20 protein-coding genes and 1 pseudogene are annotated in these 22,117 nt (G+C 46.1%); 11 read left to right on the forward strand and 10 right to left on the reverse strand.

What is annotated here, in order from left to right; translation table 11 throughout:
* Nucleotides 1–328: 328 nt before the first annotated feature.
* The 5 genes from nusB to argH all read left to right on the forward strand — a co-directional run bounded on the left by nusB (nt 329) and on the right by argH (nt 6,812).
* Nucleotides 329–961 carry a transcription antitermination factor NusB gene (gene nusB / locus QUA58_RS21750; protein WP_333252324.1) on the forward strand — a complete coding sequence of 211 codons (633 nt, stop codon included), beginning with the start codon at nt 329–331 and terminating at the stop codon, nt 959–961.
* Nucleotides 962–1,083: 122 nt separating this feature from the next.
* The gene (ftsY, locus tag QUA58_RS21755) at nt 1,084–2,844 is read left to right on the forward strand and encodes a signal recognition particle-docking protein FtsY (protein ID WP_333395885.1); all 1,761 of its coding nucleotides are present in this window, start codon (nt 1,084–1,086) and stop codon (nt 2,842–2,844) included.
* 578 nt (nt 2,845–3,422) lie between these two features.
* The gene (locus QUA58_RS21760; protein ID WP_333395888.1) at nt 3,423–4,910 is read left to right on the forward strand and encodes a PP2C family protein-serine/threonine phosphatase; all 1,488 of its coding nucleotides are present in this window, start codon (nt 3,423–3,425) and stop codon (nt 4,908–4,910) included.
* Nucleotides 4,900–5,139 (forward strand): hypothetical protein, encoded by a 240-nt coding sequence (locus QUA58_RS21765; protein WP_333252321.1) that lies wholly within the window; start codon nt 4,900–4,902, stop codon nt 5,137–5,139. Before QUA58_RS21760 ends, QUA58_RS21765 begins: the two co-directional genes overlap by 11 nt.
* Before the next feature lie 287 nt (nt 5,140–5,426).
* The gene (gene argH / locus QUA58_RS21770; protein ID WP_333395890.1) at nt 5,427–6,812 is read left to right on the forward strand and encodes an argininosuccinate lyase; all 1,386 of its coding nucleotides are present in this window, start codon (nt 5,427–5,429) and stop codon (nt 6,810–6,812) included.
* A gap of 100 nt (nt 6,813–6,912) precedes the next feature.
* On the opposite strand, the gene QUA58_RS21775 is transcribed toward argH, so the two are convergent.
* Nucleotides 6,913–7,107 carry a hypothetical protein gene (locus QUA58_RS21775; RefSeq protein WP_333252319.1) on the reverse strand — a complete coding sequence of 65 codons (195 nt, stop codon included), beginning with the start codon at nt 7,105–7,107 and terminating at the stop codon, nt 6,913–6,915.
* A gap of 466 nt (nt 7,108–7,573) precedes the next feature.
* On the opposite strand from QUA58_RS21775, the gene bcp reads away from it, so the two are divergent.
* The 3 genes from bcp to QUA58_RS21790 all read left to right on the forward strand — a co-directional run bounded on the left by bcp (nt 7,574) and on the right by QUA58_RS21790 (nt 9,545).
* The gene (gene bcp, locus QUA58_RS21780; RefSeq protein WP_333252318.1) at nt 7,574–8,047 is read left to right on the forward strand and encodes a thioredoxin-dependent thiol peroxidase; all 474 of its coding nucleotides are present in this window, start codon (nt 7,574–7,576) and stop codon (nt 8,045–8,047) included.
* Between the two features lie 77 nt (nt 8,048–8,124).
* Entirely contained in the window at nt 8,125–8,580 is a 456-nt protein-coding gene (locus QUA58_RS21785) for an NUDIX hydrolase (protein WP_333252317.1), read from the forward strand.
* Between the two features lie 158 nt (nt 8,581–8,738).
* Nucleotides 8,739–9,545: an alpha/beta hydrolase gene (locus QUA58_RS21790; protein ID WP_333395893.1), complete on the forward strand. Its 807-nt coding sequence runs from the start codon at nt 8,739–8,741 to the stop codon at nt 9,543–9,545.
* A 64-nt stretch (nt 9,546–9,609) separates the two neighbouring features.
* Here the strand turns inward: QUA58_RS21790 and QUA58_RS21795 are convergent, their stop codons facing one another.
* Complete coding sequence (locus QUA58_RS21795) at nt 9,610–10,521, reverse strand: pantothenate kinase (RefSeq protein ID WP_333395896.1); 912 nt, start codon at nt 10,519–10,521, stop codon at nt 9,610–9,612.
* 313 nt (nt 10,522–10,834) lie between these two features.
* On the opposite strand from QUA58_RS21795, the gene QUA58_RS21800 reads away from it, so the two are divergent.
* Nucleotides 10,835–12,940 (forward strand): GAF domain-containing protein, encoded by a 2,106-nt coding sequence (locus QUA58_RS21800; RefSeq protein ID WP_333252314.1) that lies wholly within the window; start codon nt 10,835–10,837, stop codon nt 12,938–12,940.
* Between the two features lie 10 nt (nt 12,941–12,950).
* On the opposite strand, the gene QUA58_RS21805 is transcribed toward QUA58_RS21800, so the two are convergent.
* Nucleotides 12,951–13,736 (reverse strand): RDD family protein, encoded by a 786-nt coding sequence (locus QUA58_RS21805; protein ID WP_333252313.1) that lies wholly within the window; start codon nt 13,734–13,736, stop codon nt 12,951–12,953.
* 37 nt (nt 13,737–13,773) lie between these two features.
* Complete coding sequence (locus QUA58_RS21810) at nt 13,774–14,604, reverse strand: glycerophosphoryl diester phosphodiesterase membrane domain-containing protein (protein ID WP_333252312.1); 831 nt, start codon at nt 14,602–14,604, stop codon at nt 13,774–13,776.
* 80 nt (nt 14,605–14,684) lie between these two features.
* Here QUA58_RS21810 and QUA58_RS21815 point away from each other — a divergent pair, with 80 nt between their 5' ends.
* Nucleotides 14,685–15,656, forward strand: a complete 972-nt coding sequence (locus QUA58_RS21815; protein ID WP_333252311.1) for a stage II sporulation protein M — start codon at nt 14,685–14,687, stop codon at nt 15,654–15,656.
* Nucleotides 15,657–15,787: 131 nt separating this feature from the next.
* On the opposite strand, the gene QUA58_RS21820 is transcribed toward QUA58_RS21815, so the two are convergent.
* From QUA58_RS21820 to QUA58_RS21845, 6 genes are all read right to left on the reverse strand, one after another.
* On the reverse strand, nt 15,788–17,116 hold the full coding sequence (locus QUA58_RS21820) for a DUF58 domain-containing protein (RefSeq protein ID WP_333395899.1): 1,329 nt from the start codon (nt 17,114–17,116) through the stop codon (nt 15,788–15,790).
* Nucleotides 17,117–17,128: 12 nt separating this feature from the next.
* Entirely contained in the window at nt 17,129–17,518 is a 390-nt protein-coding gene (locus tag QUA58_RS21825) for a VOC family protein (RefSeq protein ID WP_333395902.1), read from the reverse strand.
* Complete coding sequence (locus QUA58_RS21830) at nt 17,515–17,814, reverse strand: helix-hairpin-helix domain-containing protein (RefSeq protein WP_333252308.1); 300 nt, start codon at nt 17,812–17,814, stop codon at nt 17,515–17,517. The genes QUA58_RS21825 and QUA58_RS21830 overlap by 4 nt, the downstream gene beginning before the upstream one ends.
* A gap of 61 nt (nt 17,815–17,875) precedes the next feature.
* A complete protein-coding gene (locus QUA58_RS21835; protein WP_333252307.1) occupies nt 17,876–18,319 on the reverse strand; it encodes a GNAT family N-acetyltransferase in 444 nt (147 codons plus the stop codon).
* A gap of 14 nt (nt 18,320–18,333) precedes the next feature.
* Nucleotides 18,334–19,284 (reverse strand): MoxR family ATPase, encoded by a 951-nt coding sequence (locus QUA58_RS21840; protein WP_333395903.1) that lies wholly within the window; start codon nt 19,282–19,284, stop codon nt 18,334–18,336.
* Nucleotides 19,281–20,501 (reverse strand): DUF4350 domain-containing protein, encoded by a 1,221-nt coding sequence (locus tag QUA58_RS21845; RefSeq protein WP_445301893.1) that lies wholly within the window; start codon nt 20,499–20,501, stop codon nt 19,281–19,283. Before QUA58_RS21845 ends, QUA58_RS21840 begins: the two co-directional genes overlap by 4 nt.
* A gap of 781 nt (nt 20,502–21,282) precedes the next feature.
* Between QUA58_RS21845 and QUA58_RS21850 the strand changes: the two are divergent.
* Nucleotides 21,283–22,117 (forward strand): annotated as a pseudogene (locus QUA58_RS21850) (hypothetical protein); the annotation flags it as partial.

Genomic DNA, 22,117 nt, shown 5'->3' on the forward strand with positions numbered 1-22,117 from the left:
CACTCATTCACAAACTATTCAGGAAATTATCTGCGTTTATCTGTGTTAATCTGCCTTACATCTGCGGTTGACTTATCAATCAAAGACTTATGCAAAAAGTCTACTGAGCCAGCCGACAGCCTTTGGGTAGCGTTGTCTAGATTTCCCTAAGCCGTAAACCTTCCCAATAACAGATAATATTTGTCCAAAACCTGCCCACAAACAATCGTGACCGAGGGCAGGTTTTTTGCGAGTTTTTCTGTTAAAGTCCAAGTCTATGCTTTCAACCAGCACCTAGCAATCTCAACAATTCCTAACTTCCTAAATTCTCAATTCCTATCTAAAAATTATGAAAAAAGCCCGCGAAACAGCACGCGAACTCGCACTCCTCGGCATCAGCCAACTGCCGACGAATCCAGAACTCTTAGAAGCCAAGAAACTGCAAGATGTTCTCATCGCCGCCATCCGTGCCCTGACAACAGAAGTTCAAGAAGCCCTAGAAACAGCAGCATCCGAAGTGCAGCGGAGTAGCGACAAACTGCTTGCCAGCGAAATCCGCGCTGCCGATATACAAAGTGCTAGAACAATGGTGCGGGAAGCAGTCGAACTCACCCAAACCGCAATCAACCGTCTCGGTTCAGCAATGGAGTTTCCAGAACTGATCCAGCTAGCCAACCAGCAAGATGTCCGCACCTATGCTTTGCAAATCCTGACGAAAGTCAGCGCCAACCGTGTTCAAATTGATGAATTGCTCTCGGAAGCGCTGGTAGACTGGCAAATAGAACGCTTAGCCCGGATCGATCGAGATATCATGAGAATCGCGATCGCCGAAATCATCTATCTCGGCTTACCCGAACAAGTCAGCGTCAACGAAGCCGTCCAACTGGCAAAACGCTACAGCGGCGACGAAGGACATCGCTTCATCAACGGAGTCCTCCGCCGAGTAGTCGATAAAATCAACGCAGAAGTTGTTAGTCAGTAGTCCTTAGTCAGCAGTCATTAGTCAGCAGTCATTGGTCATTAGTGATTGGCAATCCGCAATCCGCTCTACACTAAGGACTTAGGACTAATGACTAATAACTACTCTCTATTCCCCAATTTCCTATGGTTTTTAATTGGTTTCGTCGCCAGTACAGCGAAAGCGGATCTTCTGAACCAGAAACTCCCTCCGAACAAACCCCAGATGAGGCGACACAATCCGCACCGGTTGAGCCTCAAACAGATGCAACAGCAGACCAAAGCTCGGACGCTGTAGCCGAAGATTATCTCAATTGGGCAAAAGCTGCTTACAAAAATATTCAAAAACAGCAAAAACCCGAAACAGAAGTTTCCGAGACAGCAGAGGCTGAAGTTCCAGCAGCCGAAGCAGAAATCGCGACAGTTGCAGAAGTTGCAGAACCAGCCATCATTAAAGCAACGGGTGCGATCGAACTTGAACCAGCACCCACAGCACCAACTGTTGCAGAAGTTCCAGAAGTTGCAGCACCAGCAACAGTTGAAGCTACCGAGGTTTCGGAACTCGATGCAGCAACGCCCGCAGAAATTGCAGAAACTCTGCAACCAACAGCCGGGGCGATCAACATTGCACCTATTGCTCAACAATTAGAAGTTACAGCAGAAAATATAGAAATTGCCGAACCTGCAACAGAGGTTGTAGAAACCGAATCACTCGCATCCGAGGGCGAAGCAGCCGAAGCCCTGCCGTTTTGGGCCAGAGCTCAGGCCGATCGCATGGAGCGCATCGAACGCCTCAAAGAAACTGCAATTGAAGAACCAGATGCAATTGCAGCCGCCGCCGAGAGAGCGGCAATTATCGAAGAAATTCCCGGTTTCGCCTTTGACGAAGGCTTCCTGTGGTCATCAGAAATCTTAGCCAGTCAAGGCCGCCGCCCAGACCAAGTATCCGTCGAAGAAATCACTTGGCTGCAAAAACTGCGGAAAGGCTTAGAAAGAACCCGCCGCAGTTTAATTAATCGACTAAAGGCGATCGTCGGTCAAGGCCCGCTCAATCAAGACGCGGTAGCCGAAATTGAGACTTTGCTGCTGCAAGCCGATGTCGGAGTCGCAGCCACCGACATCATTATCAGTCGCCTCCAAGAAAGACTCACACAAGAAGTGCTGCCGCCAGAACAGGCTCTAGCCTTCCTCAAAAGCATCCTGCGCGACATTCTCGACGCTCCGACAGCCGAAACCGCCGCCGGCAATCCCGCCTACAGCCTGACATTTGCCCCGGAAAAAGACACCTTTAACATCTGGTTAATCGTAGGAGTTAACGGTGCGGGCAAAACTACGACGATCGGCAAACTAGCCCACATTGCCCAAAAATCCGGCTACAAAACCCTAATTGCAGCCGCCGACACTTTTCGCGCCGCCGCCGTCGAACAGGTAAAAGTTTGGGGTTCCCGCAGCGGCGTTGAAATTATTGCCAACGAGGGGAAAAATACCGATCCGGCTGCAGTCGTGTTTGATGCGATCGCCGCGGCAGGCGCCCGAGGCACAGAACTGCTGATCGTAGACACCGCAGGCCGCCTGCAAAACAAAAAAAATCTGATGGACGAATTAAGTAAAATCCGTCGCATTGTAGATAAGAAAGCCCCCGGCGCTACCGTAGAATCTCTACTGGTCTTGGATGCCACACTGGGTCAAAATGGTTTGCGACAGGCAGAAGTATTCGCAGAATCGGCAAAATTAAGCGGAGTAGTATTGACAAAACTCGACGGTTCTGCTAAAGGTGGTGTTGCCCTAGCAGTAGTGCAGCAGCTTGGTCTGCCAATCCGCTTTATTGGAGTCGGGGAAAGCATCGAAGACTTGCGTCCGTTTTCTAGTTACGAATTTGTGGAAGCCCTACTCGATTTTAGATTTTAGATTTTAGATTTTAGATTGATGAGATATCTGTGGTCGTCCCGATTTTTGGAGGCGGATACAGAGGTTCAAAATCTCAAATCCTTAACCTCAAACTACCATCGCAGGACTTGCGCCGCTCGCCACCCGGTGGCGAGTAAAAACTAAATATCTAGAAACAATACCTTCGTTCTGTTATTACTTGGTTGGGATCAAAGCCCTCGTCATTAGCGTGTCAAATTAAGCTCAAATTTAGTATCAGTCTGCTGTCTGATTACACAGTCTTCCCAATCCCCCTGGCGCCCCCCCCTGATAGTGGGGGGGCAGGAAATATTCATAGTCCCCGCAACGATTCGGGGAGCCGGTGCGGTCGGTTGGGCCCCCCAAGTAAAGCAATCGCCGTGGATTTAGGGGGATATAGACTCAGCTATCAACGAGATTTATTAAGAATTTCAGACTTAAGTTGATACCCATGTCCGGCGTGCCCAACTTACTTGCTCAAACCAAACTACTTGCTCGAAAAAAAACGGGTTTCTGTTCAAGTAGCCCGTAAGTCCTCAATCCTTCCTTTACCATCTAAGATCGAAAATCACAAATTTAATATGACTGCTGTGCCTTTGCCTCGCCCCTCACCTCAACCTGCTGACCGCCCTCCGGGTCGCAATTCCACCGACGCGACGCCAGTATTTGCCCTCAAAGAACTGGTGGCGCGTTTGCACCGATACCAGCACAACGTTCAAGATATGTTGGGTTCGCTGGGATTTGCCCTGCGCAGTTTTAACAATCTCAACCAATTTTTGGAGTTGGTGCCTTTGGTGGCGACTCGCGTTACTGACGCCGACGGGGGAGCTTTAGTGCTGTTCAAACCCAACGGTCAAGTCAGGTTCCAGCAGTTGCATTGTCAGGAAGGACGGCAGTGCCAAGATATGCGAAAAGCGCTGGAAATAGCCACCAGGCAAGCTACAGCAGGTGCGGGCGCTACTGCTGCATCGTTTTCGGAAACCTCTGGGCAAACTTCTAGTCTAGACCTGCAAGTCGGTCGTTATTTGGGCCAGGATGTTCATTTGTTTGGGGCGCCAATTTTAGTCAACAATTTGGAACGCGGACGGCTTTATGTTTTTAGCAGTGATCCGCAATATCTCTGGACTCCCAGCAGACAGAAATTAGTTCGGTTGGTGGCGGATCAAACCGCCGTGGCTATTTGCAAAGACGAACTTACTGTTAAGTTGGCGGAAAAAGACCGCTTAGACAGAGAGTTAGAAATCGGGGCGGAAATTCAATTGCGGCTGCAACCCCGTAGTTGTCCGAAAATTCCCGGCCTTGACGTGGCCGCCCGCTGCCAAACTGCTAGCAGAGTCGGCGGAGATTATTATGATTTTATTCCCGCTGACTATGACCCGATCGGCAAGGAGAATGAGGGGGGAAACCCCCCATCCTTAATTAAAAATCTTAAGTCCAAAATCGATAAGGGTCGCTGGAGCATCGTGATCGGCGACGTGATGGGCAAGGGAGTGCCGGCGGGCTTGTTGATGACGATGACACGGGGTATGCTGCGGGCGGAGGTTTTGAACCGCCACTCGCCTGCGAGAATTTTGCAACATTTAAACCGGGTTATGCACGCGGATTTGGAAAATTCCCACCGTTTTGTGACTCTGTTTTATTCGGAGTATGACCCGAAAACTCGCGTTTTGTCTTACAGCAATGCTGCTCACCACCCGCCTTTGCTGTGGCAAGCTGCAACTAATTCGATTCTTGGGCTCGATACTTTGGAGGGAATGTTAATTGGCCTGGATGCTGATTCGCATTACCAAGAAGCCCAAATTCAATTGCAGCCAGGAGATACTATTATTTATTACACAGACGGATTTACCGATGCTGCTAATCAAAGGGGCGATCGGTTTGATGAGGATAATTTGACTGCGGCTTTTCAGTTGGCTTGTCAAAATTATCAGCACTCTGAAGAAATTTTGGATTATTTGTTCGATCGGGTTCAGCAGTTTATCGGCATCGGCAACCGGAATGAAGATGACATGACACTGGTTGTACTTAGGGTAACACCTTTAGCAGGAGAAAATCACCATGATAGTTAATTTAATCCCGGAAATTACTGCTGGATTAACCAGTTCGATTAATTGGAACGATGTCGCTCACGTGGTAGTTTTGAAATCTCATTTGAGTTCGACGGTGCTTTTGGGTCAAAGTTACGAAATTTTTACGAATTTCCAGAAAGCTTGGAACAATTTTGTTTCGAGTGGTCAAATAGGAGCTTTTTTTATAGGTATTTTTGTGGGCTGGTTCTTTAAAGGGATTTTTCGTTAGAGTTCTTGTAGAAGAAGGTATCGGTAACGGATTTAAAAATTTGTAGCCCAAACTTCACTTCTTTCTGATGCAGCAAAAGTTTCACAATTTTGTAGTCAAGACTTCAGTTTTTTCGGGTCAAAAGATGTATAAAAACTTTGTAGTCAGGACTTGAGTTTTTTCTTGCAGAATTTGGGATGGAGGACTAAAGTCGCGACTACAAACCGGAGGAAGGCCTAAAGTCTTTCCTACAAACCGGTTTTTATAGACTTCTGCAAGAGAGATATAATCTAGTTTTAGCTTGAGCAATGACAACACAACAAAAAACTTGGAGTCAAAGATTTGAATCGGCACTGCACCCGGCGATCGCCCGATTCAATGCTAGTATTGGCTTCGATATTGAATTGATTGAGTATGACTTGACGGGTTCTGTCGCTCACGCTAAAATGCTGGCAAAAACGGGGATTATTTCCGCAGCAGAAGGCGAACAGTTAGTCAATGGTTTGGAACAGATCCGCCGCGAATACCGCCAAGGACTTTTTGTTCCGGGAGTTGATGCAGAAGACGTTCACTTCGCTGTAGAGAAGCGGCTGACGGATATTGTGGGGGATGCGGGGAAAAAGTTGCACACGGCTCGATCGCGCAACGATCAAGCCGGCACTGATACTCGCTTGTATTTGCGCGATCGCATCGCCGAAATTCGATCGCAATTGCGAGAATTTCAAGGGGTTTTGCTGGAAATTGCAGAACTTAACGTAGAAACTTTAATCCCCGGTTACACGCACTTGCAGCGCGCTCAGCCGATCAGTTTGGCTCATTACCTGTTAGCTTATTTTGAAATGTCCGATCGCGATTGGGAACGCCTCGGCGATATCTCGAAGCGGGTGAATATTTCGCCTTTGGGTTGCGGCGCGCTGGCGGGGACGACTTTCCCGATCGACCGACATTATACGGCAGAACTCTTGCAATTTGACAAGGTTTATGCTAACAGCTTAGATGGAGTGAGCGATCGAGATTTTGCCATAGAATTTCTCGCTGCTGCCAGCTTGATTATGGTACACCTGAGCCGCTTGTCAGAAGAAATGATTTTGTGGTCTTCTCACGAATTTGGATTTATTACGCTCAAAGATAGCTGCGCTACTGGTTCTAGCATCATGCCCCAGAAAAAAAATCCCGACGTGCCGGAGTTGGTGCGGGGCAAAGCGGGGCGGGTGTTCGGTAACTTGCAAGCCTTGTTGGTAGTAGTGAAGGGACTTCCTTTGGCCTACAACAAAGATTTGCAAGAAGATAAAGAAGCTTTGTTTGATACCGTGAGAACGGTACAGGGTTGCTTGGAAGCAATGACGATTTTGCTGCGGGAAGGAATCGCGTTTAATGGCGATCGCCTCGCGGCGGCAGTTACGGAAGACTTTTCTAACGCTACAGACGTAGCAGACTACTTGGCCGCCAAAGGCGTTCCCTTCCGGGAAGCTTACAACCTTGTCGGCAAAGTCGTCAAAACTTGCCTTTCGGGGGGCAAACTCCTCAAAGATTTGACACTTGAGGAGTGGAAAGACTTGCACCCAGCTTTTGAGACAGACATTTACAGCGCGATCGCACCTCAGCAAGTGGTGGCGGCTCGCAATAGTTACGGGGGTACCGGGTTTGAACAAGTGAGAAAATCACTTATCGCTGCGCGCGATCGGATCGCCTAAACATCGTTGAATTATTGGACAAATTCCGGCTGGCTATCTCTACGAAAGAACGATCGTGTTTTCCACTCTGGTTCTAAGTTCGGCAGATAGCCTGACTCAATTAATCTTCAGCAGCAGCCATGTCTTTGTCTCTGCCGCCGCCGCCGCTCATGGCGCCCATGCCACCGCCGTTGCCGCCGTCAAATCGTCTTCTCTTGTTGGAGAACATATCTTGATTTCTCCGCTTGCGAAACTTGCGAGCGTATGCTTGATTTCGTTGTGCCTTCTCTTTCTTGAGATTGCGGCGCTTAGCCATTATGACCTCACTAATAAACATTGACAGTCCCCGGGCTTTCACGCCCAGGGATTCTTAAGTTTGACACTCTGTGCACTCTTGGTGACTGAGATTCTTGGTTCAGCGAAGTCACTTACTGGCGACAGGATTGCTCCCGCCCAAGTATAGGTGTCTTCTCCCCAAGCGTAAATTCCGGTATGCCCTACCGTACTTGATCAGTTCTCTTTATGTAGTTAGGTTTTCTTCAAATTTAGCTTTCCTAAACCGCAACACCGTTAGGTGTGACTACGCACTCAACTAATCCAGTTAAGTTTTTACGTCGGCTAGTTATACTCAATTTTAGACCGATGATGATCATAGCACACCCGGTACAAGACCCAGAAAAAAGAACACCGGGATTCAAGTCGCTGGGAATCTGGGTTCGATCTGGACGCAATGTTTTTAATCTTCCAGAATATTTCTATAAACTCTTGACAAAATACGACAAATGACTATTAATCCCGGTGATGTAGCTCCTCTCTTCAGCCTGCCCGACGCGCAAGGCAATGTCGTCAGCCTTGCAGATTTGCGAGGCCGGCGAGCTGTACTCTATTTTTACCCTCGGGACAATACTCCCGGCTGTACGAAAGAAGCTTGCGGCTTTCGCGACATTTACTCCGAATACCGGGCGCGCAATATTGCAGTGCTAGGCGTCAGCACCGACGGGGCCGCGTCTCACGCTAAGTTTGCAGCTAAATATCAACTGCCTTTTCCTTTGCTGTGCGACTTAAACGCCGAAGTTGCTACCGCCTACGGCTGTTACGGACTCAAAAAATTTATGGGAAAAGAATTTATGGGAATTACTCGATCGACCTTCGCGATCGACCCTGATGGTAGGATTGAAAAGGTTTATTGCAAAATCAAACCCGAATTTCACGCAGCGGAGATTTTAGCAGACTTGCTAGAAATCTCGCCTGAATGACAAATGCAAAATTAAGACTCCAGAGCTGCGAGCTAGGAGGCCTAAAATTACTTTCTCCTAAACAAGCTTTTGAGTTTATGCGTCGATTGTGGCAAATTGGACAAACTGTGCTGGGGCTGATTTTTCGACATCCCGTCACTGGTACTGCGGTGATTCCCATATTACCTGACGGGCGAATTGTGTTAATTCGCCGCCGCGACAACGGTCGCTGGGGACTGCCGGGAGGTATGGTGGACTGGGGAGAGGATGTTCCGACAACAGTGCGACGGGAATTGGCGGAGGAAACAGGACTCGATTTAGTCAAAATCCGTCGCTTGGTGGGTGTTTATTCGGCTGCCGATCGAGATCCTCGCCTGCACTCGATTTGTATCGTGGTGGCAGCAGAGGTGCAGGGCAAGATGCAAGTTCAGGATACGCTTGAAATTAGCGAGGTTGAGGCTTTTTTGCCCGGATCGATGCCGGAGGGCGCGCTCAGCCACGATAACGACCAGCACTTACAGGACTATTTTCAAGGCCTGACAACTTTGGCGTAAATCGGCGGGGCATCGAAATTTGAGAAAAGTCGGAAATTACCTCGCCGTCAAAAATTGTCTGTGATGACTGGGGAATTAATTTTTAATGTTTTCCTACTTTTATTCACAATCTTTGAACATTAAATTAATCATCTTTTTATTACTAAATATTTAACCGGATGTACTCACCGCTACGCAATTCTCGGGTCAAACTCTCTGTAGGGCAAATCTTTTGGCACGAAGTCGGTCAAGGCCCGAATTTAGTATTTTTGCACGGTTCTTGGCACGACAGCAGTCAGTGGCTGAGGACGATCAAACATTTGAGCCCCTACTACCACTGCTTCGCACCGGATTTGCTGGGGTTTGGTGACTCGGAACGCCCGAATCTTCATTATTCGATCGACCTGGAAGTAGAATGTCTCGCTCAATACCTCGATACTTTGAAGTTGCGACAAGTTTATTTAATCGCTCACTCTGTGGGAGGCTGGGTGGCCACCACCTACGCTATCAAATATCCCGATCGAGTTCAGGGTTTGGTGTTGTTGGCCCCAGAAGGCGTCAAGGTTGGCAACCGGCGGGGGCGGTGGCAGACGGCTAGCTGGCTGATCGGCAAACCTCCGCTGGCTTTGTGGTTGCTACGATCGATCTATCCAATTGCTAAGTTGCTGGGTAGCCAAAAAAAGATTGACGGATTGCTCAAGTTCAGACAGCAGTTGATGGAGTCCCCTGTTGCCGTGCAGTTGCTGTTCCAGCGGCGGCGGGCTGAAATTACAGCGGAATTAGTTGATGAGAATTTGCCTTTGCTGAAAGCGCCTGTTTTGCTGTTGCACGGTTCTGAAGATGCTCCCGCAGCTTCCTCTCTGTGTCAATCCTATGCTGCTCTGGCTCCTAATGCCGAACTGCAATTGGTCAGTCCGGGGGAAAGCAATTTGCCACAGGAAGTCCCGGATGTTGTTGCTAACTATATTCACGAGTTTGCTAGGTGAATTGGGAACTGGTAATTATTGGGAATTGGTCATTGATAAAATGACAACAGTCAACAGTTAACAGTCAACAGTCAACATTTAACAGGCTAATTCCCCAAAGAATAGCATCTGGTGCGTCAATTAAGCCTGCGGCTGTATCAGGAAAGGCTGCTGTGAGGTATTTTAAAAGCATAGTGCGATCGCCCCCCGTGACCGCAATTTTGCTATCAGGAAACAAACACCGCCAATCTTCAATAAAATCCCTAACTCCTGCCACCGTCGCATACACAACTCCGCTTTGAATTGCCCCAGCAGTGTCTGTCGCCCAGCGGTATGGCAGATTTTGTGGTAAACTGATTAAGGGTAATGCAGCGGTTTTTTTGCCTAGCGACGATAACTGCAAACCCAAACCGGGTAAGATGGCGCCCCCAACTAAATACCTATTGACATCAGCCCCAGTAAATGTTAAAGCTGTACCAGCATCTATAAGTAAAATTGGCCAACCCAATTGGTTGCCAGCACCGAGTAAAGCCAAAGCTCTGTCAATTCCTAGCGTAGGATAGAGTCCCCCGATCGGCAACAGGTCTAAAGTAATAATTCGGACATCAGGATAACTCTGCCAAATTGCTGTTTGTTGGGGAACAACTGAGGCTAAAACTAGAGGCAGGGGAACTAAAGAAAGTGTGTGAGGACTAGAAAAAGCGGGAGTAGCAGGAAGACAAGGAAGATTTTGAGAAGATATTTCCTCGATCGACCTCCTTACTGTTTGTACCAAATATTCGACCTTTTGGGCTTCGGAGAGCCGGGAAACAGCATCAGCTTTGAGATGCTCTGTATCCCATGTTTTCTCCAGAGTTTTGCCCGCAAATAATCCCCAGTGCAGGCGCGAATTCCCGATCGCCAAAGCTATTTTAATCACACCTTTACCTGTCAATTCAGAGGTAAGGTTCTCGGTACAATCTTGCGGGCTAAAATTGTCAGCAATTGGTTTTTCCATGATGCTCGAACGCGCAAATATTGAACTAAAGATAGATGTTAGATTAATTTTATTCGCTTAATCGCGCGGTTAAGTCTATTTGGCATCTGACTAAGTTTAAGGGCGCGCGCCAATTACTATTGTCGGCTGCAGAGCCCATACTTTATATTTATAAATATTTGTAAAGCAAATAATTGCTATGCTCTGGCTGCATCCTTTATAATGTCTTAAGATATTCCAAAAGTCCTGGTAGCTGCGATCGGACTCTTGGCGGGGTAAGCACAAATCTAAAAAACCAGGATCGATCAAAATACTGTACCAATGCTGAGTAAATATGTCTTTAAAAATACAAGAACACGAAAACCCCTCGCCGAGATTAACTTCGCGGTTGCCTGAACCTGAAAAGTGGATGCAGGAAGAAAGTCTTTCGCTGCCGGAAGTAGACCAACAAAAAGCCCTAATCGTGCAGATGCAGCAGCAAGTTCAGTTATCAAGCTTGCTGAACCAAATTAATAACGAAATTCGCAGTACACTTGACATAGAAGAAATTTTGACATCGGCCTGCAGATTGCTGGGGCAAGCATTACAGTGCAGTCGCGTGAGCATTTTAGTCAAAGAATCCAATACAGAAAAAACTTTAGTCACGCGCGGAGAGTACAACGCGGGGGACTATCCGATTCAACTGGGCATGAAAGTACCGATTACTGACAACCCGCACTTGGCTGCAGTCGTGTCTCAGCAAGAGTCGCTAGCAGTGACGAAGTTTCTCGATTTTCCGGGATTGAACGAACAAACCCGAAAAATTGCTTTATCTTTGGAAATTAAGTCAATGCTGGCAGTAGCTACTCGCTATCAAGGTGAAATGAATGGCATAATTGGCTTGCATCAGTGCGATCGCGAACGAGAATGGACTCATTGGGAACGGCAGCTTTTAGAAGGGGTAGCATCGCAATTGGCGATCGCGATCAATCAAGCCAAACTCTACAGCAAAACGCGCCGCCAAGCCGAACGAGAATCGCTGCTGCGGCTGATCGGCAACCAAATTCGCAGTACCCTGGATCTGGGAACAATCCTGGAAACAGCGGTGAGGGAAGTCCGCCAAATGTTGCAGTGCGATCGAGTAATTATCTATCAGTTTCAAGACAACTGGCAAGGAAAAGTTGTTGTTGAAAATATGACGGTTCCTTGGCCTTCAATTTTAGGAGATATGGGGGCTGATAAGTGTTTCCGGGGAGATTACGCCGATCTTTACCAGCAAGGGCGAGTCAAAGCAATTAATGATATTTTTAATGCTGGTTTAGAGCCTTGCCATGTCGATTTCTTAGATAGTTTGCAGGTAAAAGCTAATCTGATTGTGCCAATTGTTACATCAACAACTGAAGAAAATACCCCCGACACAGCCGGAAGCTATAATCCTAAATTTCCCGGTAAACTGTGGGGTTTGCTGATTGCTCACGAGTGCCGGGATACCCGCAATTGGCAGCGGCAAGAAACGGAGTTGCTGTCGCAGCTAGCCGACCAAATGGCGATCGCCATTCAGCAAGCAGAACTTTACAGCCAAGTCCAAGATGCTGCAGTAAAATCTCAAGCTCAAACCCAGCAGTTGCAGGCTGCGTTAGAAGAATTGCGATCGGCACAGCAGCAATTGATTCAAAGCGAAAAAATGTCAGGTTTGGGGCAAATGGTAGCCGGAATTGCTCATGAAATTAACAACGCCAACAATTTCATCCACGCTAACTTGTTTCACGCTCAAGAATATTTTAAAGCCTTAAACGAAGCTCTAGAACTAGCCGGAAATGCCTGCCCGGAAGCAGCGGAAGCAATTGTCAGAATCAATGAAGAACTCGAACTCGATTACATTCGAGAAGATTTTGGTAAACTGCTAAATTCAATGCGAGAAGGCAGCGGCAGGATTCGCTCGATCGTGATGACGCTGCGAAATTTTTCTCGTTTAGACCACGCTGAATTAAAACCTGTAGATTTGAATGAAGGTTTAGAAAGCAGTTTTTTGATGCTGCAAAATAAGCTAAAAACCCATATCAAAATAGACAAGCAATACGGCAGTTTGCCACCTGTCCAATGTCATGCCAGTCAAATTAACCAAGTATTTTATAATTTGATTGACAATGCTTTAGATGCGCTCCAGTCAACGAGCAAACCGGGGGAATTAACCATCCGCAGTTGGCAAAGCGAGCCGGACTGGGTAACAATCTCTGTCCGCGACACGGGAACTGGCATTCCTGCAGAAATTCAAGACAAGATTTTTGACCCATTTTTTACTACTAAGCCTGTGGGAAAAGGCACTGGTTTAGGACTTTCAGTGTGCTATCAGGTAATTGTTCAAGCTCATGGTGGCAAGCTGAGTTGCGTCAGTCAGGTTGGCGAAGGAACTGAATTGATTGTGGAGTTACCGCTGACAAATCATAGGGTAGGTGTATAATTCCTGCTTTTTAATTGTCAACTTGCTGCTGATAGGCATGATATACAGCCTCTAAAAACAGATTAGCATCAACTTTTGTCGGCAGTTTTCCCAAACCAATGATTTCTTTAACCTGAGTAGCCAGTTGTTTGCTCAATTCATTTCTGGCATTAGGTATCATAGCTTCGCGCCGCTGTAAATACTCTCGAACAACAGCAAAATCTTCTGGCAGCAAGCGGGATATATCAGCCTCTATCAGCAGTTTCTTTGCCAGGGATCGAGCCGATGTTGAGACTTTCCATGCAGCACTCACAGGTTGTTCTTCTTGAATTACCAGGGTGCCTGCTACCAAATCTCCTAAACGTTTTTCCCGCTGGCTGAACACTATAAAAAATACGCCTATAAAAAATAAGTCGTCAAAAGGTCGCAGCAAAGCCCGTAGTGTTGATTGCTGAAGCCTGACTGGACGGCCGTCATCCCTAATTACTCGGATTTTGACACGACGCTTGCCTGGTGTTTGACCGCACCACACCGTTTCAAAAAATACAAAGTAACCTACATAAATGAAAAAACCAATTAATACCTGAACTGCTATCAACCAGAGTTCTAAGCGATTGGTAATTCCTAGCAACTGTGCGATCGTCTCAAGCAACACTGAATTAAATATTAGTACACCTACTAGAAACACTATTAAAATCAAACCAAAAATGATATAGTCGAGCAGCAATGCGTAGGCTCGGTTGCCAATTCCCGCTAAGGTAAATTCGAGTTCTACACTTTCGGGAGTGTGGAGAGTGAATCGATTAAAAAGTCGCATAAATTTGAGCAAATTTTATGTTTTGACTGAGGCTTAATTAGCGATCGCGGATTTGCAAACCAAAACCTTCTTTGCGGCTGCGGAGGTCGTAGTAGATAATGGCTTTCATAGCCTGCCAAAAAGGAGTTACCAGCGCGCCAAAGCCAAAGCTCAGGAGCAAAACCAAAATCCAATAAACTAAGAAGTATAGACTGGATTCTGGCCCGAAAAGTCTAAGTAAAACAACTTGAAGGATCACGGTAAGTACATTTGACACAATGTAGACCGGGAGAGATACCAAAAAGGCAACAACAACTATCCACTGAATGCGTCCCACCGACCCCTTAGTTAACTCCCAACTGCGACTGATTGCTGAACTAGCACTCTGATTGTTCTCGATAGCCAGCGGCACCTCAACAATCAGTAAGCGAGAGAGAATTCGGATATATATAATTAAGAAAGCAATGACCCCAACGGCTACCAGCAAACCTCCAATAATTGTGCCATTTTGCCCAAAGATAGTAGCAGCCCCGAGTCCCACAATTAACAGCGCGATCACAAATCCCAAGTAGACACCCATGTAAATCAGAAATGTCAATACACCCGCCCATAAAAAACGCCACATCCGAGGATTAACCTCACTGTTAGCATCACTGACAGTCTCGGGATTTTCCCTAACTTCAGCGAAAGCCAGACGAGAAATAAGCGCTGAGATGGCAGAATATTTAGCCCAACCATAAATCGGAACTAACAACCACAGATAAGCTGTGAAAGCCAAACCAAAATATGACTTAAAACGATCGCGGTAAATGCGCAAAGCAGCACTAACAACATTACCGACGCTCAAGGGGCCTGTTTGTCCAGAAGAACTAAGATTTTTTTTAGGCATGGCTGGATGGATTTAGTTGTGTGAGGCGGAAAATTTACACCTATCTTAAGCTATATCTAATATAACTTAGTCAAAACTTTATGAATATTAAACGTTGGATCGCGCGGCGAGAACCCAACTGGAAACGGTTGGACACTCTTTTACAGCAAGTTGAAAAAAAGGGGCTAAAGTCCCTACCTGCGTCTGAAATCACGGAATTAGCGAGTTTGTACCGTTCTGTGTCGGCGGATTTGGCTAGGGCGAGGACAAATGAAGTCGGTAATATTTTGTTACAAGATTTGCAAAGGTTAACTTCTCGCGGCTATACCCAAATTTACCAAGGTTCGCGCCGCCAAGATTGGGAAGCTATGGTGGAGTTTTGTCGCTGGGGTTTTCCGGCTACGGTACAGGAGACGTTTGGTTATACGGCGACTGCGACAGGTATTTTTTTAGTAATGGGGTTGATTGCTTGGTGGTTTGCTTGGCAAGATCCGACGTTTTTGTCCCTAGTAGTTCCTGGACATTTGATTAAAATGGTGCGCGATGAGGGGAAATTGTGGATGGGTTCAATTGTGGGAATCGAACCTTTAGCTTCTAGCGGTATTATGACTAACAATCTATCTGTATGCTTTGCGGCTGTTGGGGGAGGGATTGTTTTCGGTATTTACACTGTTTATATTATGGCATTTAATGGAGTGAGCATCGGGGCGATCGCCAGTTTAGTAGCTCAGCACAATTTAGCTTACCCTTTTTGGGCGTTTGTATTTCCTCACGGTTCCCTGGAATTGCCAGCTATTTTTTTAGCTGGAGGCGCTGGTTTAATCATCGCTCGGGCAATTTTTTTTCCTGGCAAATACCGTCGTGCTGATGCGATGAAATTTTACGGTACTCAAGCTGCACAATTGGTATTTGGAATTGTGCCGATGCTGGTAATTGCTGGTACGATAGAGGGTTTTTTCTCGCCAAATCCGGCAATTCCCGATCCATTGAAGTATTTGGCTGGGATTGGATTGTTTGCGCTGCTGGTGATGTATTGCAGTAAAAGGCGATCGGCTGAAGTTGCGAGAGTTTGAGACTTTAGCTGAGAATATTAGACGAGCAATTGCAGAGATTTTTGATAGCCTGTCAACCGCAGATGTAAGGCAGATTAACACAGATTAACGCAGATAATTTCAAGAGAGGAGAGAGAATTTAGCTGAGAAGATTAAAGCTGATTCCGAGACTTAAGTTGCAAATATCGGTTAACTAATTGCTCGCTAATTTGATTGGCTGGTGCATCCAAAACCAAAACTCCTTTTTGTTTCAACTGTGCAAAAGCTACCTGACGCTGTGCTAGTAAATCTAATGCTACAGCACGATTATAAGCAGGTGTAATTTGCACGGTGGAAGTTTGAGCGATTTTGTCAACTTGAGGGTCGCGCAAAGTTACGCAAAAAGGCAAATAACGAGGTGTTAAACGCGCTAAAGCCGAAAGCATTTCTGTAGAGGCGGTAACGTCTACTAAATCAGTAATTAGCACTACTAATGCACGGCGAGTTTGTTGACTTACTAATTTAGTTACAGCACCAACATAGTCTGGTTCTAACAAAACTGGCTGAATTGGTGCGAGGCGTTCAATTAATTTGGATAGTTGATGTTGTCCCCTTTCTGGAGGTATCCAAGTGGTGATTTCGCGATCGAACACGCCGACTCCCACGCGATCGCCCCGATTTAGTCCAGCCAAGGCTAAAGACAGCGCTGCATTCACTCCCCAGTCAAAACGCTTCAAACCCTGCACTCGCGCCGTCATCAGCCGTCCCCTGTCGAGTAAAATAATCAAAGTTTGCTCTTTTTCTGGTTCTAAAACTCTGACTAAAGGGCGCGATCGCCTCGCAGTAGCTTTCCAATCAATCAAGCGAGGATCATCACCAATACCATATTCCCGCAGTTCGGCAAATTCAGTTCCCATGCCGAGTTTTTGTAACCGCCGCATTGTGCCGCTATTTTCCAATGTTAGCCGAATAGAGAGTTCTTTCAACGTCACTAAATCGGGATAAACGGCCACTTTTTCACTAGCAGGTATTTTCCAGTCGTGCCATGCTAAACCCCAGCTTCCCAACTGTCGCACCTGAATATCTCCCCACTTATATTCGCCTCTACTTTGCGGGCAGATTGTATAACTTAATTCCTGATCGCTGTTAGGATTGAGTTCGGCTTCCAGCAGCGATTGAGAGACATCAAACTCTAGCGGATAGGAGTCGCGCAGGCGAATTTTAGCTGTTCGATCTGCCATTAGCGCCGCCCTCGGAGAGGATCGCACTGACAGTAAAACCGGATTGTCTCGCCCAATCGAAAGTCTGTGCAACGGATGGCGCGTCACTTGCACCCGATGAGATTTTACGCGCAGTGCGTCGGTAATTGCTAGACCCATAATTAAACTGTCAAATAGCAAAGTGCCGATAATACTTGTCTGCTGATTTACAAGCATAGCGAGCAAAAGGGCGATCGGAATGGCGATCGCTAACAGCACATAAAGGCGAATAGCAGGAATCATTACAATTTCTGATTAAGATACTGGTGTACACAATTCAACGAGAGTTCCGTCTGGACATCTAACATAGGAAACAATCTGACCCCAAGGTTTTTTGAGAGGTGATTTTAACTCTAATGCACCTGCTGCGATCGCTTGTTGATGTGCCATTTCTACTGAATCAGTAGTAAATGCTATTTCAACACCTAAAGGTTGATCCGATGAATCAGCCGAAATATAACCATTTGGGAAATTTGATGCGCCTAGAGAATGTGTAGCAAAAGATAAAGTTGTTTCCCCAGTGTCAAGTTCACCATAATCTCCTGATTCATCAATGAACTTCTTTTTGAACCCAAAAGCCATTTCAAAAAAAATCAATGAACTTAGTACGTCAGCAACGTAAATAATTGTATATCCGAATTTCATTTGCTTTCTTCCTTTACATGATTTGCAAGTAGTTTACGTCGTTCACCTGTATAACTCCACCAAGGCTTAGCTGGTTCGCCATTGAGGAACCTTTTGACAGAAATGAGAGTGTCAAGTACACATGGATCGTGGCGATGTCCCATGACATTAGCAAGTTCGTGAAAGACTTCTAATGGCGATCGCGTTTTAAGTTGATCTGGTTGCTCAATACCAATGCTTCGCAAATCCGCACTAATTGATTTCCCAATGTTTGGCAGGTCTTCAAGCTTCTTGACTTCATTTAGAGACTTTTTCATACTTCTGGTGTGGTATTTTTGACCTCTATTCCTACAATACTTGCGTAATAAAGATTTTTTGTCATGAATTCGATTCCTCCAAACGAAACGTAAACATAACATGATCGCTCGGTGTTTCTGGATTACCAACAGCCGAATACAGATTCATCGCTGCTGTATTTTCGCGATCGGTAAGCACCCAAGCTTCTATACAACCCAACTCACGAGCAACCTCAAATACTGCATTCATCAAACGCTTCCCCAAACCTTGCCGACGATGAGTTTCTGCTACGCTAACCTCGTTAATCCACAGTTCGGGACGTGTCTTGTCGGGATGAACATAATGAACTGCTGAGACAAAGCCGACAACTCGATCGTCATCGATTGCAACAGCCAGATGGTGGCGCGAGTCTGCCAAAAATTCTTCAGTACGCGGGATATCGATCGAGTTGTCAAAGACATCTGGATCGACATTCTTGAGAATATCTAAATCCTTACGATCCAGAATTTTGATGGCGATCGTCATAGTTATATTTCAGTTTACCTCGGTACAGCAACTTGTTTTAATACCGAAGCAATTACCGAATCAATTTGCAAACCATCTAACAGCGATTCGGGTTTGAGAATCAGACGGTGACGCAAAAGCGGCAGTGCGATCGCCTTGACATCATCAGGAGTAGTATAATCCCTGCCGGCTAGCCAAGCGTGAGCTTTACTACTTTGCAACCAAGCTACTGCCGATCGCGGAGAAGCACCCAATGCCAAATCGGGATGTTTTCGCGTATTGTGTACCAAAGCTAGCACGTAATCGAGCACTTTCTCTTCTACTTTGATAGTTTGTACTGCTTGACGGGCGCTAATTATTTGCTGTACCGTTGCTAAAGATTTGATCCTAGCTAAATCGAGGCGTTTGGCGCGAAATCCTGCCTCTGCGTTCAGCAACATTTGCTTTTCGGCGGCTGCATCGGGATAGTCAACCACAAGTTTAAATAAAAATCGGTCTAACTGAGCTTCTGGTAGCGGATAAGTGCCTTCAAATTCTAGGGAATTTTGAGTTGCGATCGTCCAAAATAATTCTGGCAAAGCTAAAGTCTCACCGTCTAACGTTACCTGCTGTTCTTCCATTGCTTCTAGCAGTGCTGACTGGGTTTTCGGAGGCGTGCGATTAATTTCATCCGCCAACAAAACTTCAGTAAACACTGGCCCTTTTTTCAGGGTAAAACTGTGGCTTTCAAAATCAAAAATATTCGTTCCCAAGATATCTGACGGCAAAATATCCGGCGTTAGTTGAATGCGGCGAAAATCTGCTTGAATCAATTGGGCGATCGCTTTTACAAGTAGAGTTTTCCCAGTTCCCGGCACTCCCTCCACAATCACATGGCCGCCGCTCAGAAGTGCCACTAGCAACTGCTGTATTATGGAAGATTGACCCACCACTATTTTGTCGAGGGTTTGGCTGAGGCGCTGAAAAATAGAGTTTATTTCGCTCATGTTATATCTTTCCTATTAGAGGGGAGATGTTGACGGATCTGCTCCCATTTACCCAACCAGGCTAGCAAATCTGTATCGCTGGTTCGGTGGCGTTTCTGAGAAAGCGAGGGCAGAACTTCTGACAATTCTGTCGCTTTTCGCCCTGTTTGCTCTACCCAAGCATTTGTTAGGGCTTCACTTTCCAGCGCTCCCTGTCCCAATAATAATGCTTTTTGTAGTTGTAACTGTTCTTCTTTTCCGATAATTTCTACCGCAAAATCAGTGCTGTTTGCTTTTTGCAAGACACCCGCTAATGCTTGAATGTAAGCTTCGCTGTTGTCAACGGCCGGCCCTGATATAGTTACAGGCTGCCCAAACCTGTTCCACCCGGCAAAAATAGCAACGATTAGGATAATTGTACCCTGTATCAAAACTGGAAATAGAGGAGTTTTGGCTAAATAAGTAAATAAATTGTCCGCGCCGGATTCGCGTTTAATCACTTCTGGATCTTTGTAGCCGTGAATGTATTCGTCTACCCAGACTTTATTGAGGAGGATTTTACTCGTTCCCTGGCTTTGCGGGTGGCTCGAATTTTGGATTAATTTCACTGCTAGAGCCTGCTGGGTTCCTTCTATTTCTTGTTCTCCACCTTCTAATTGAGTAACCAGCCCTGCTAAAAATTCATAATTACCTGGAAAATCCTGATAAGCATTAGCAGCTAAATGGGAGGTGCTGGAAAAATAAACTGTTCCCTTACCCAGTGTTTTTTTCCAAACAATTGCCCCAAATTGATCATCTAAAACTTGTTTTTTGTCGCTGGGGTATCTCCGCCCCGTGTCAATCTTGATTTCCCCGGCTGAAGCTTGATGCAAGCTACTAAAAGAAGCTGCTGTCACTGGTGCGCGAACGCCCAAAATTACCAAAGTATTGCCCTGTTTTACCCAATTGTTCTCTCGCTCGGAAACAGCTTCTGGTATCAAGCTACTATATATGCGTAAAAGTGTACTTGGCAGTTTTCCATCTTGGTTTTTAGCAAAGTCTTCAAAAGGTTTTTGCCAGCGCTTAACTTCGGTTCCCCGTTTAGACATAAAAGCATACCATGCTCCGTAGCCGTCCGGCGCTCTATTATAGGTAGAACCGCTGTTAATTTTGTTGTTAGCAGGAGCAAATAGCAGGGTAATTATAATTATTGCAGTAATGGCGATCGCTCCCAACAACCATAACCTACGCTTTGACAATTTCATCGCTCGTTAAGTAAGTAAATACAAATAAATATAACATGAGGGGGGGTTTTGAATGAATCAACTCACTCCTTATGTAGAACCCATTTGACATCTTTTAGCGATCGTCAATCACGTTACGGATCAGCAATAAACTTGGTTTTTTACCATCGCATTTTTCAAGGAATCAGATTTAACTTACGCCCTAACCTCAATTTTCAGGAATTCTCAACTGGCTTATGCTTAGACATATAAAAATATAAGTATTTTTACTCATAATTGTCTCGGCTGATTCACTTTTGTCCGCTGAATCACTGAAAGCTGCCTCTTGGGGGCCCGGAATGTGGGATTTAAGCTCTCCTCTACAGATGTGGAAAACCCGCTTTTGACAATACTCCGGACAGTTTTTGAGGCCGAGGCTGAAACCCTCATTCTACCGTTAGCATTTGACCTCACTGAGAAGGCTGAAACCCGCATTATGCCGTTAGTGATTGAAAACTGTCCGGACTATTGTTTTGAGAGGGCTGAAAAAAAGATCGCAATTTTTCCGGATAAAACTTATTGATGATGAAAGTTAGAGATATCTATGTAAATAGGTGTAAATAGGTGTAAGTATTTACACTCAGCATTCGATCGGGGGCAATAATACCTTCAGATGCTTATTGGGCAAGCATTTTTACTTGATTTACCTGCACGTATGAGGAAATTTTTCTTGCAGTAACCGATCGCTACAAGAAAGCACAACCTCTGGTTTTCAGTCACTTCTAATCCTTAATTACTCATTATCAAAAGAGAAGCTATGGCTACTATCAATGGTTCTTTGGGTCAAAACACTAATTACAGCAGCATCAGTGACCTAATTACACAATGGCCTACTGCCGCCCAGGATCAAGGCATCCAACTGTCTGGGATAGCTTTTGATGGCTTTGAAACGAACTACACTAACCCTACTCCCATCAGCAACCTCACGTTAGCAACGAACGAAACCCCTAAAAGCGGGTTGAGCTACGGCGGTACCGGTGGTATTGGTGTCATAGGCTCTTATAGTGGTTGGTTTACCGATGTCAATAAATTGCGGGCGGAAATCAACTATGACCCCAACACCAATCAATCTCAGGCGCTGAAGGTGAAATGGGCAGATAACAAAGACATCACTAGCGCCACGATCGGCCTGAGTGGATTACTTCCCAAATCAAGTTCTACAGTGAACGATCAAGGCGATGAAGTTGGTTTGCTGCAACTCTTTAATGATGGGGCGCCGGTATCGGCCAGCAATTTTACGATCACTCGCCTCAGCGCTCCTGCCACTCCAAAACCGCTCGGTGTGTCTTCAGATGGAGTGACTTTCACTGGCGATAGTATTGATGGCAATTTCACATTCCAGATAGTAGGAGACTCTCTCACCGGCGTTACTTTTGACGAACTGCGGTTCTCCGCCAAAGGCTACACGAACCCCACCGCTGCCTACCTCAGCACCTCCCCCAAAAGCGATAGTTCCGACTACCTAGTGCGGAGTATTCAATATCAAGGCATTGATGTGACGCCGACGCCGACGCCAACTCCGACGCCAACTCCGGCGACAACTCCAAGTATCTTCCAGTTCCAGCAACCAAATTACACAGTGGCTGAAGGGG

This window comes from Microcoleus sp. N9_A1 (assembly GCF_036701795.1).
Taxonomy (GTDB): domain Bacteria; phylum Cyanobacteriota; class Cyanobacteriia; order Cyanobacteriales; family Microcoleaceae; genus Microcoleus.

Bases quoted from the DNA above. Each gene is read 5' to 3' on its own strand.
- nusB (WP_333252324.1), top strand. From the start codon at position 329: ATGAAAAAAGCCCGCGAAACAGCACGCGAACTCGCACTCCTCGGCATC.
- ftsY (WP_333395885.1), top strand. From the start codon at position 1,084: ATGGTTTTTAATTGGTTTCGTCGCCAGTACAGCGAAAGCGGATCTTCT.
- QUA58_RS21760 (WP_333395888.1), top strand. From the start codon at position 3,423: ATGACTGCTGTGCCTTTGCCTCGCCCCTCACCTCAACCTGCTGACCGC.
- QUA58_RS21765 (WP_333252321.1), top strand. From the start codon at position 4,900: ATGATAGTTAATTTAATCCCGGAAATTACTGCTGGATTAACCAGTTCG.
- argH (WP_333395890.1), top strand. From the start codon at position 5,427: ATGACAACACAACAAAAAACTTGGAGTCAAAGATTTGAATCGGCACTG.
- QUA58_RS21775 (WP_333252319.1), bottom strand. From the start codon at position 7,107: ATGGCTAAGCGCCGCAATCTCAAGAAAGAGAAGGCACAACGAAATCAA.
- bcp (WP_333252318.1), top strand. From the start codon at position 7,574: ATGACTATTAATCCCGGTGATGTAGCTCCTCTCTTCAGCCTGCCCGAC.
- QUA58_RS21785 (WP_333252317.1), top strand. From the start codon at position 8,125: ATGCGTCGATTGTGGCAAATTGGACAAACTGTGCTGGGGCTGATTTTT.
- QUA58_RS21790 (WP_333395893.1), top strand. From the start codon at position 8,739: ATGTACTCACCGCTACGCAATTCTCGGGTCAAACTCTCTGTAGGGCAA.
- QUA58_RS21795 (WP_333395896.1), bottom strand. From the start codon at position 10,521: ATGGAAAAACCAATTGCTGACAATTTTAGCCCGCAAGATTGTACCGAG.
- QUA58_RS21800 (WP_333252314.1), top strand. From the start codon at position 10,835: ATGTCTTTAAAAATACAAGAACACGAAAACCCCTCGCCGAGATTAACT.
- QUA58_RS21805 (WP_333252313.1), bottom strand. From the start codon at position 13,736: ATGCGACTTTTTAATCGATTCACTCTCCACACTCCCGAAAGTGTAGAA.
- QUA58_RS21810 (WP_333252312.1), bottom strand. From the start codon at position 14,604: ATGCCTAAAAAAAATCTTAGTTCTTCTGGACAAACAGGCCCCTTGAGC.
- QUA58_RS21815 (WP_333252311.1), top strand. From the start codon at position 14,685: ATGAATATTAAACGTTGGATCGCGCGGCGAGAACCCAACTGGAAACGG.
- QUA58_RS21820 (WP_333395899.1), bottom strand. From the start codon at position 17,116: ATGATTCCTGCTATTCGCCTTTATGTGCTGTTAGCGATCGCCATTCCG.
- QUA58_RS21825 (WP_333395902.1), bottom strand. From the start codon at position 17,518: ATGAAATTCGGATATACAATTATTTACGTTGCTGACGTACTAAGTTCA.
- QUA58_RS21830 (WP_333252308.1), bottom strand. From the start codon at position 17,814: ATGAAAAAGTCTCTAAATGAAGTCAAGAAGCTTGAAGACCTGCCAAAC.
- QUA58_RS21835 (WP_333252307.1), bottom strand. From the start codon at position 18,319: ATGACGATCGCCATCAAAATTCTGGATCGTAAGGATTTAGATATTCTC.
- QUA58_RS21840 (WP_333395903.1), bottom strand. From the start codon at position 19,284: ATGAGCGAAATAAACTCTATTTTTCAGCGCCTCAGCCAAACCCTCGAC.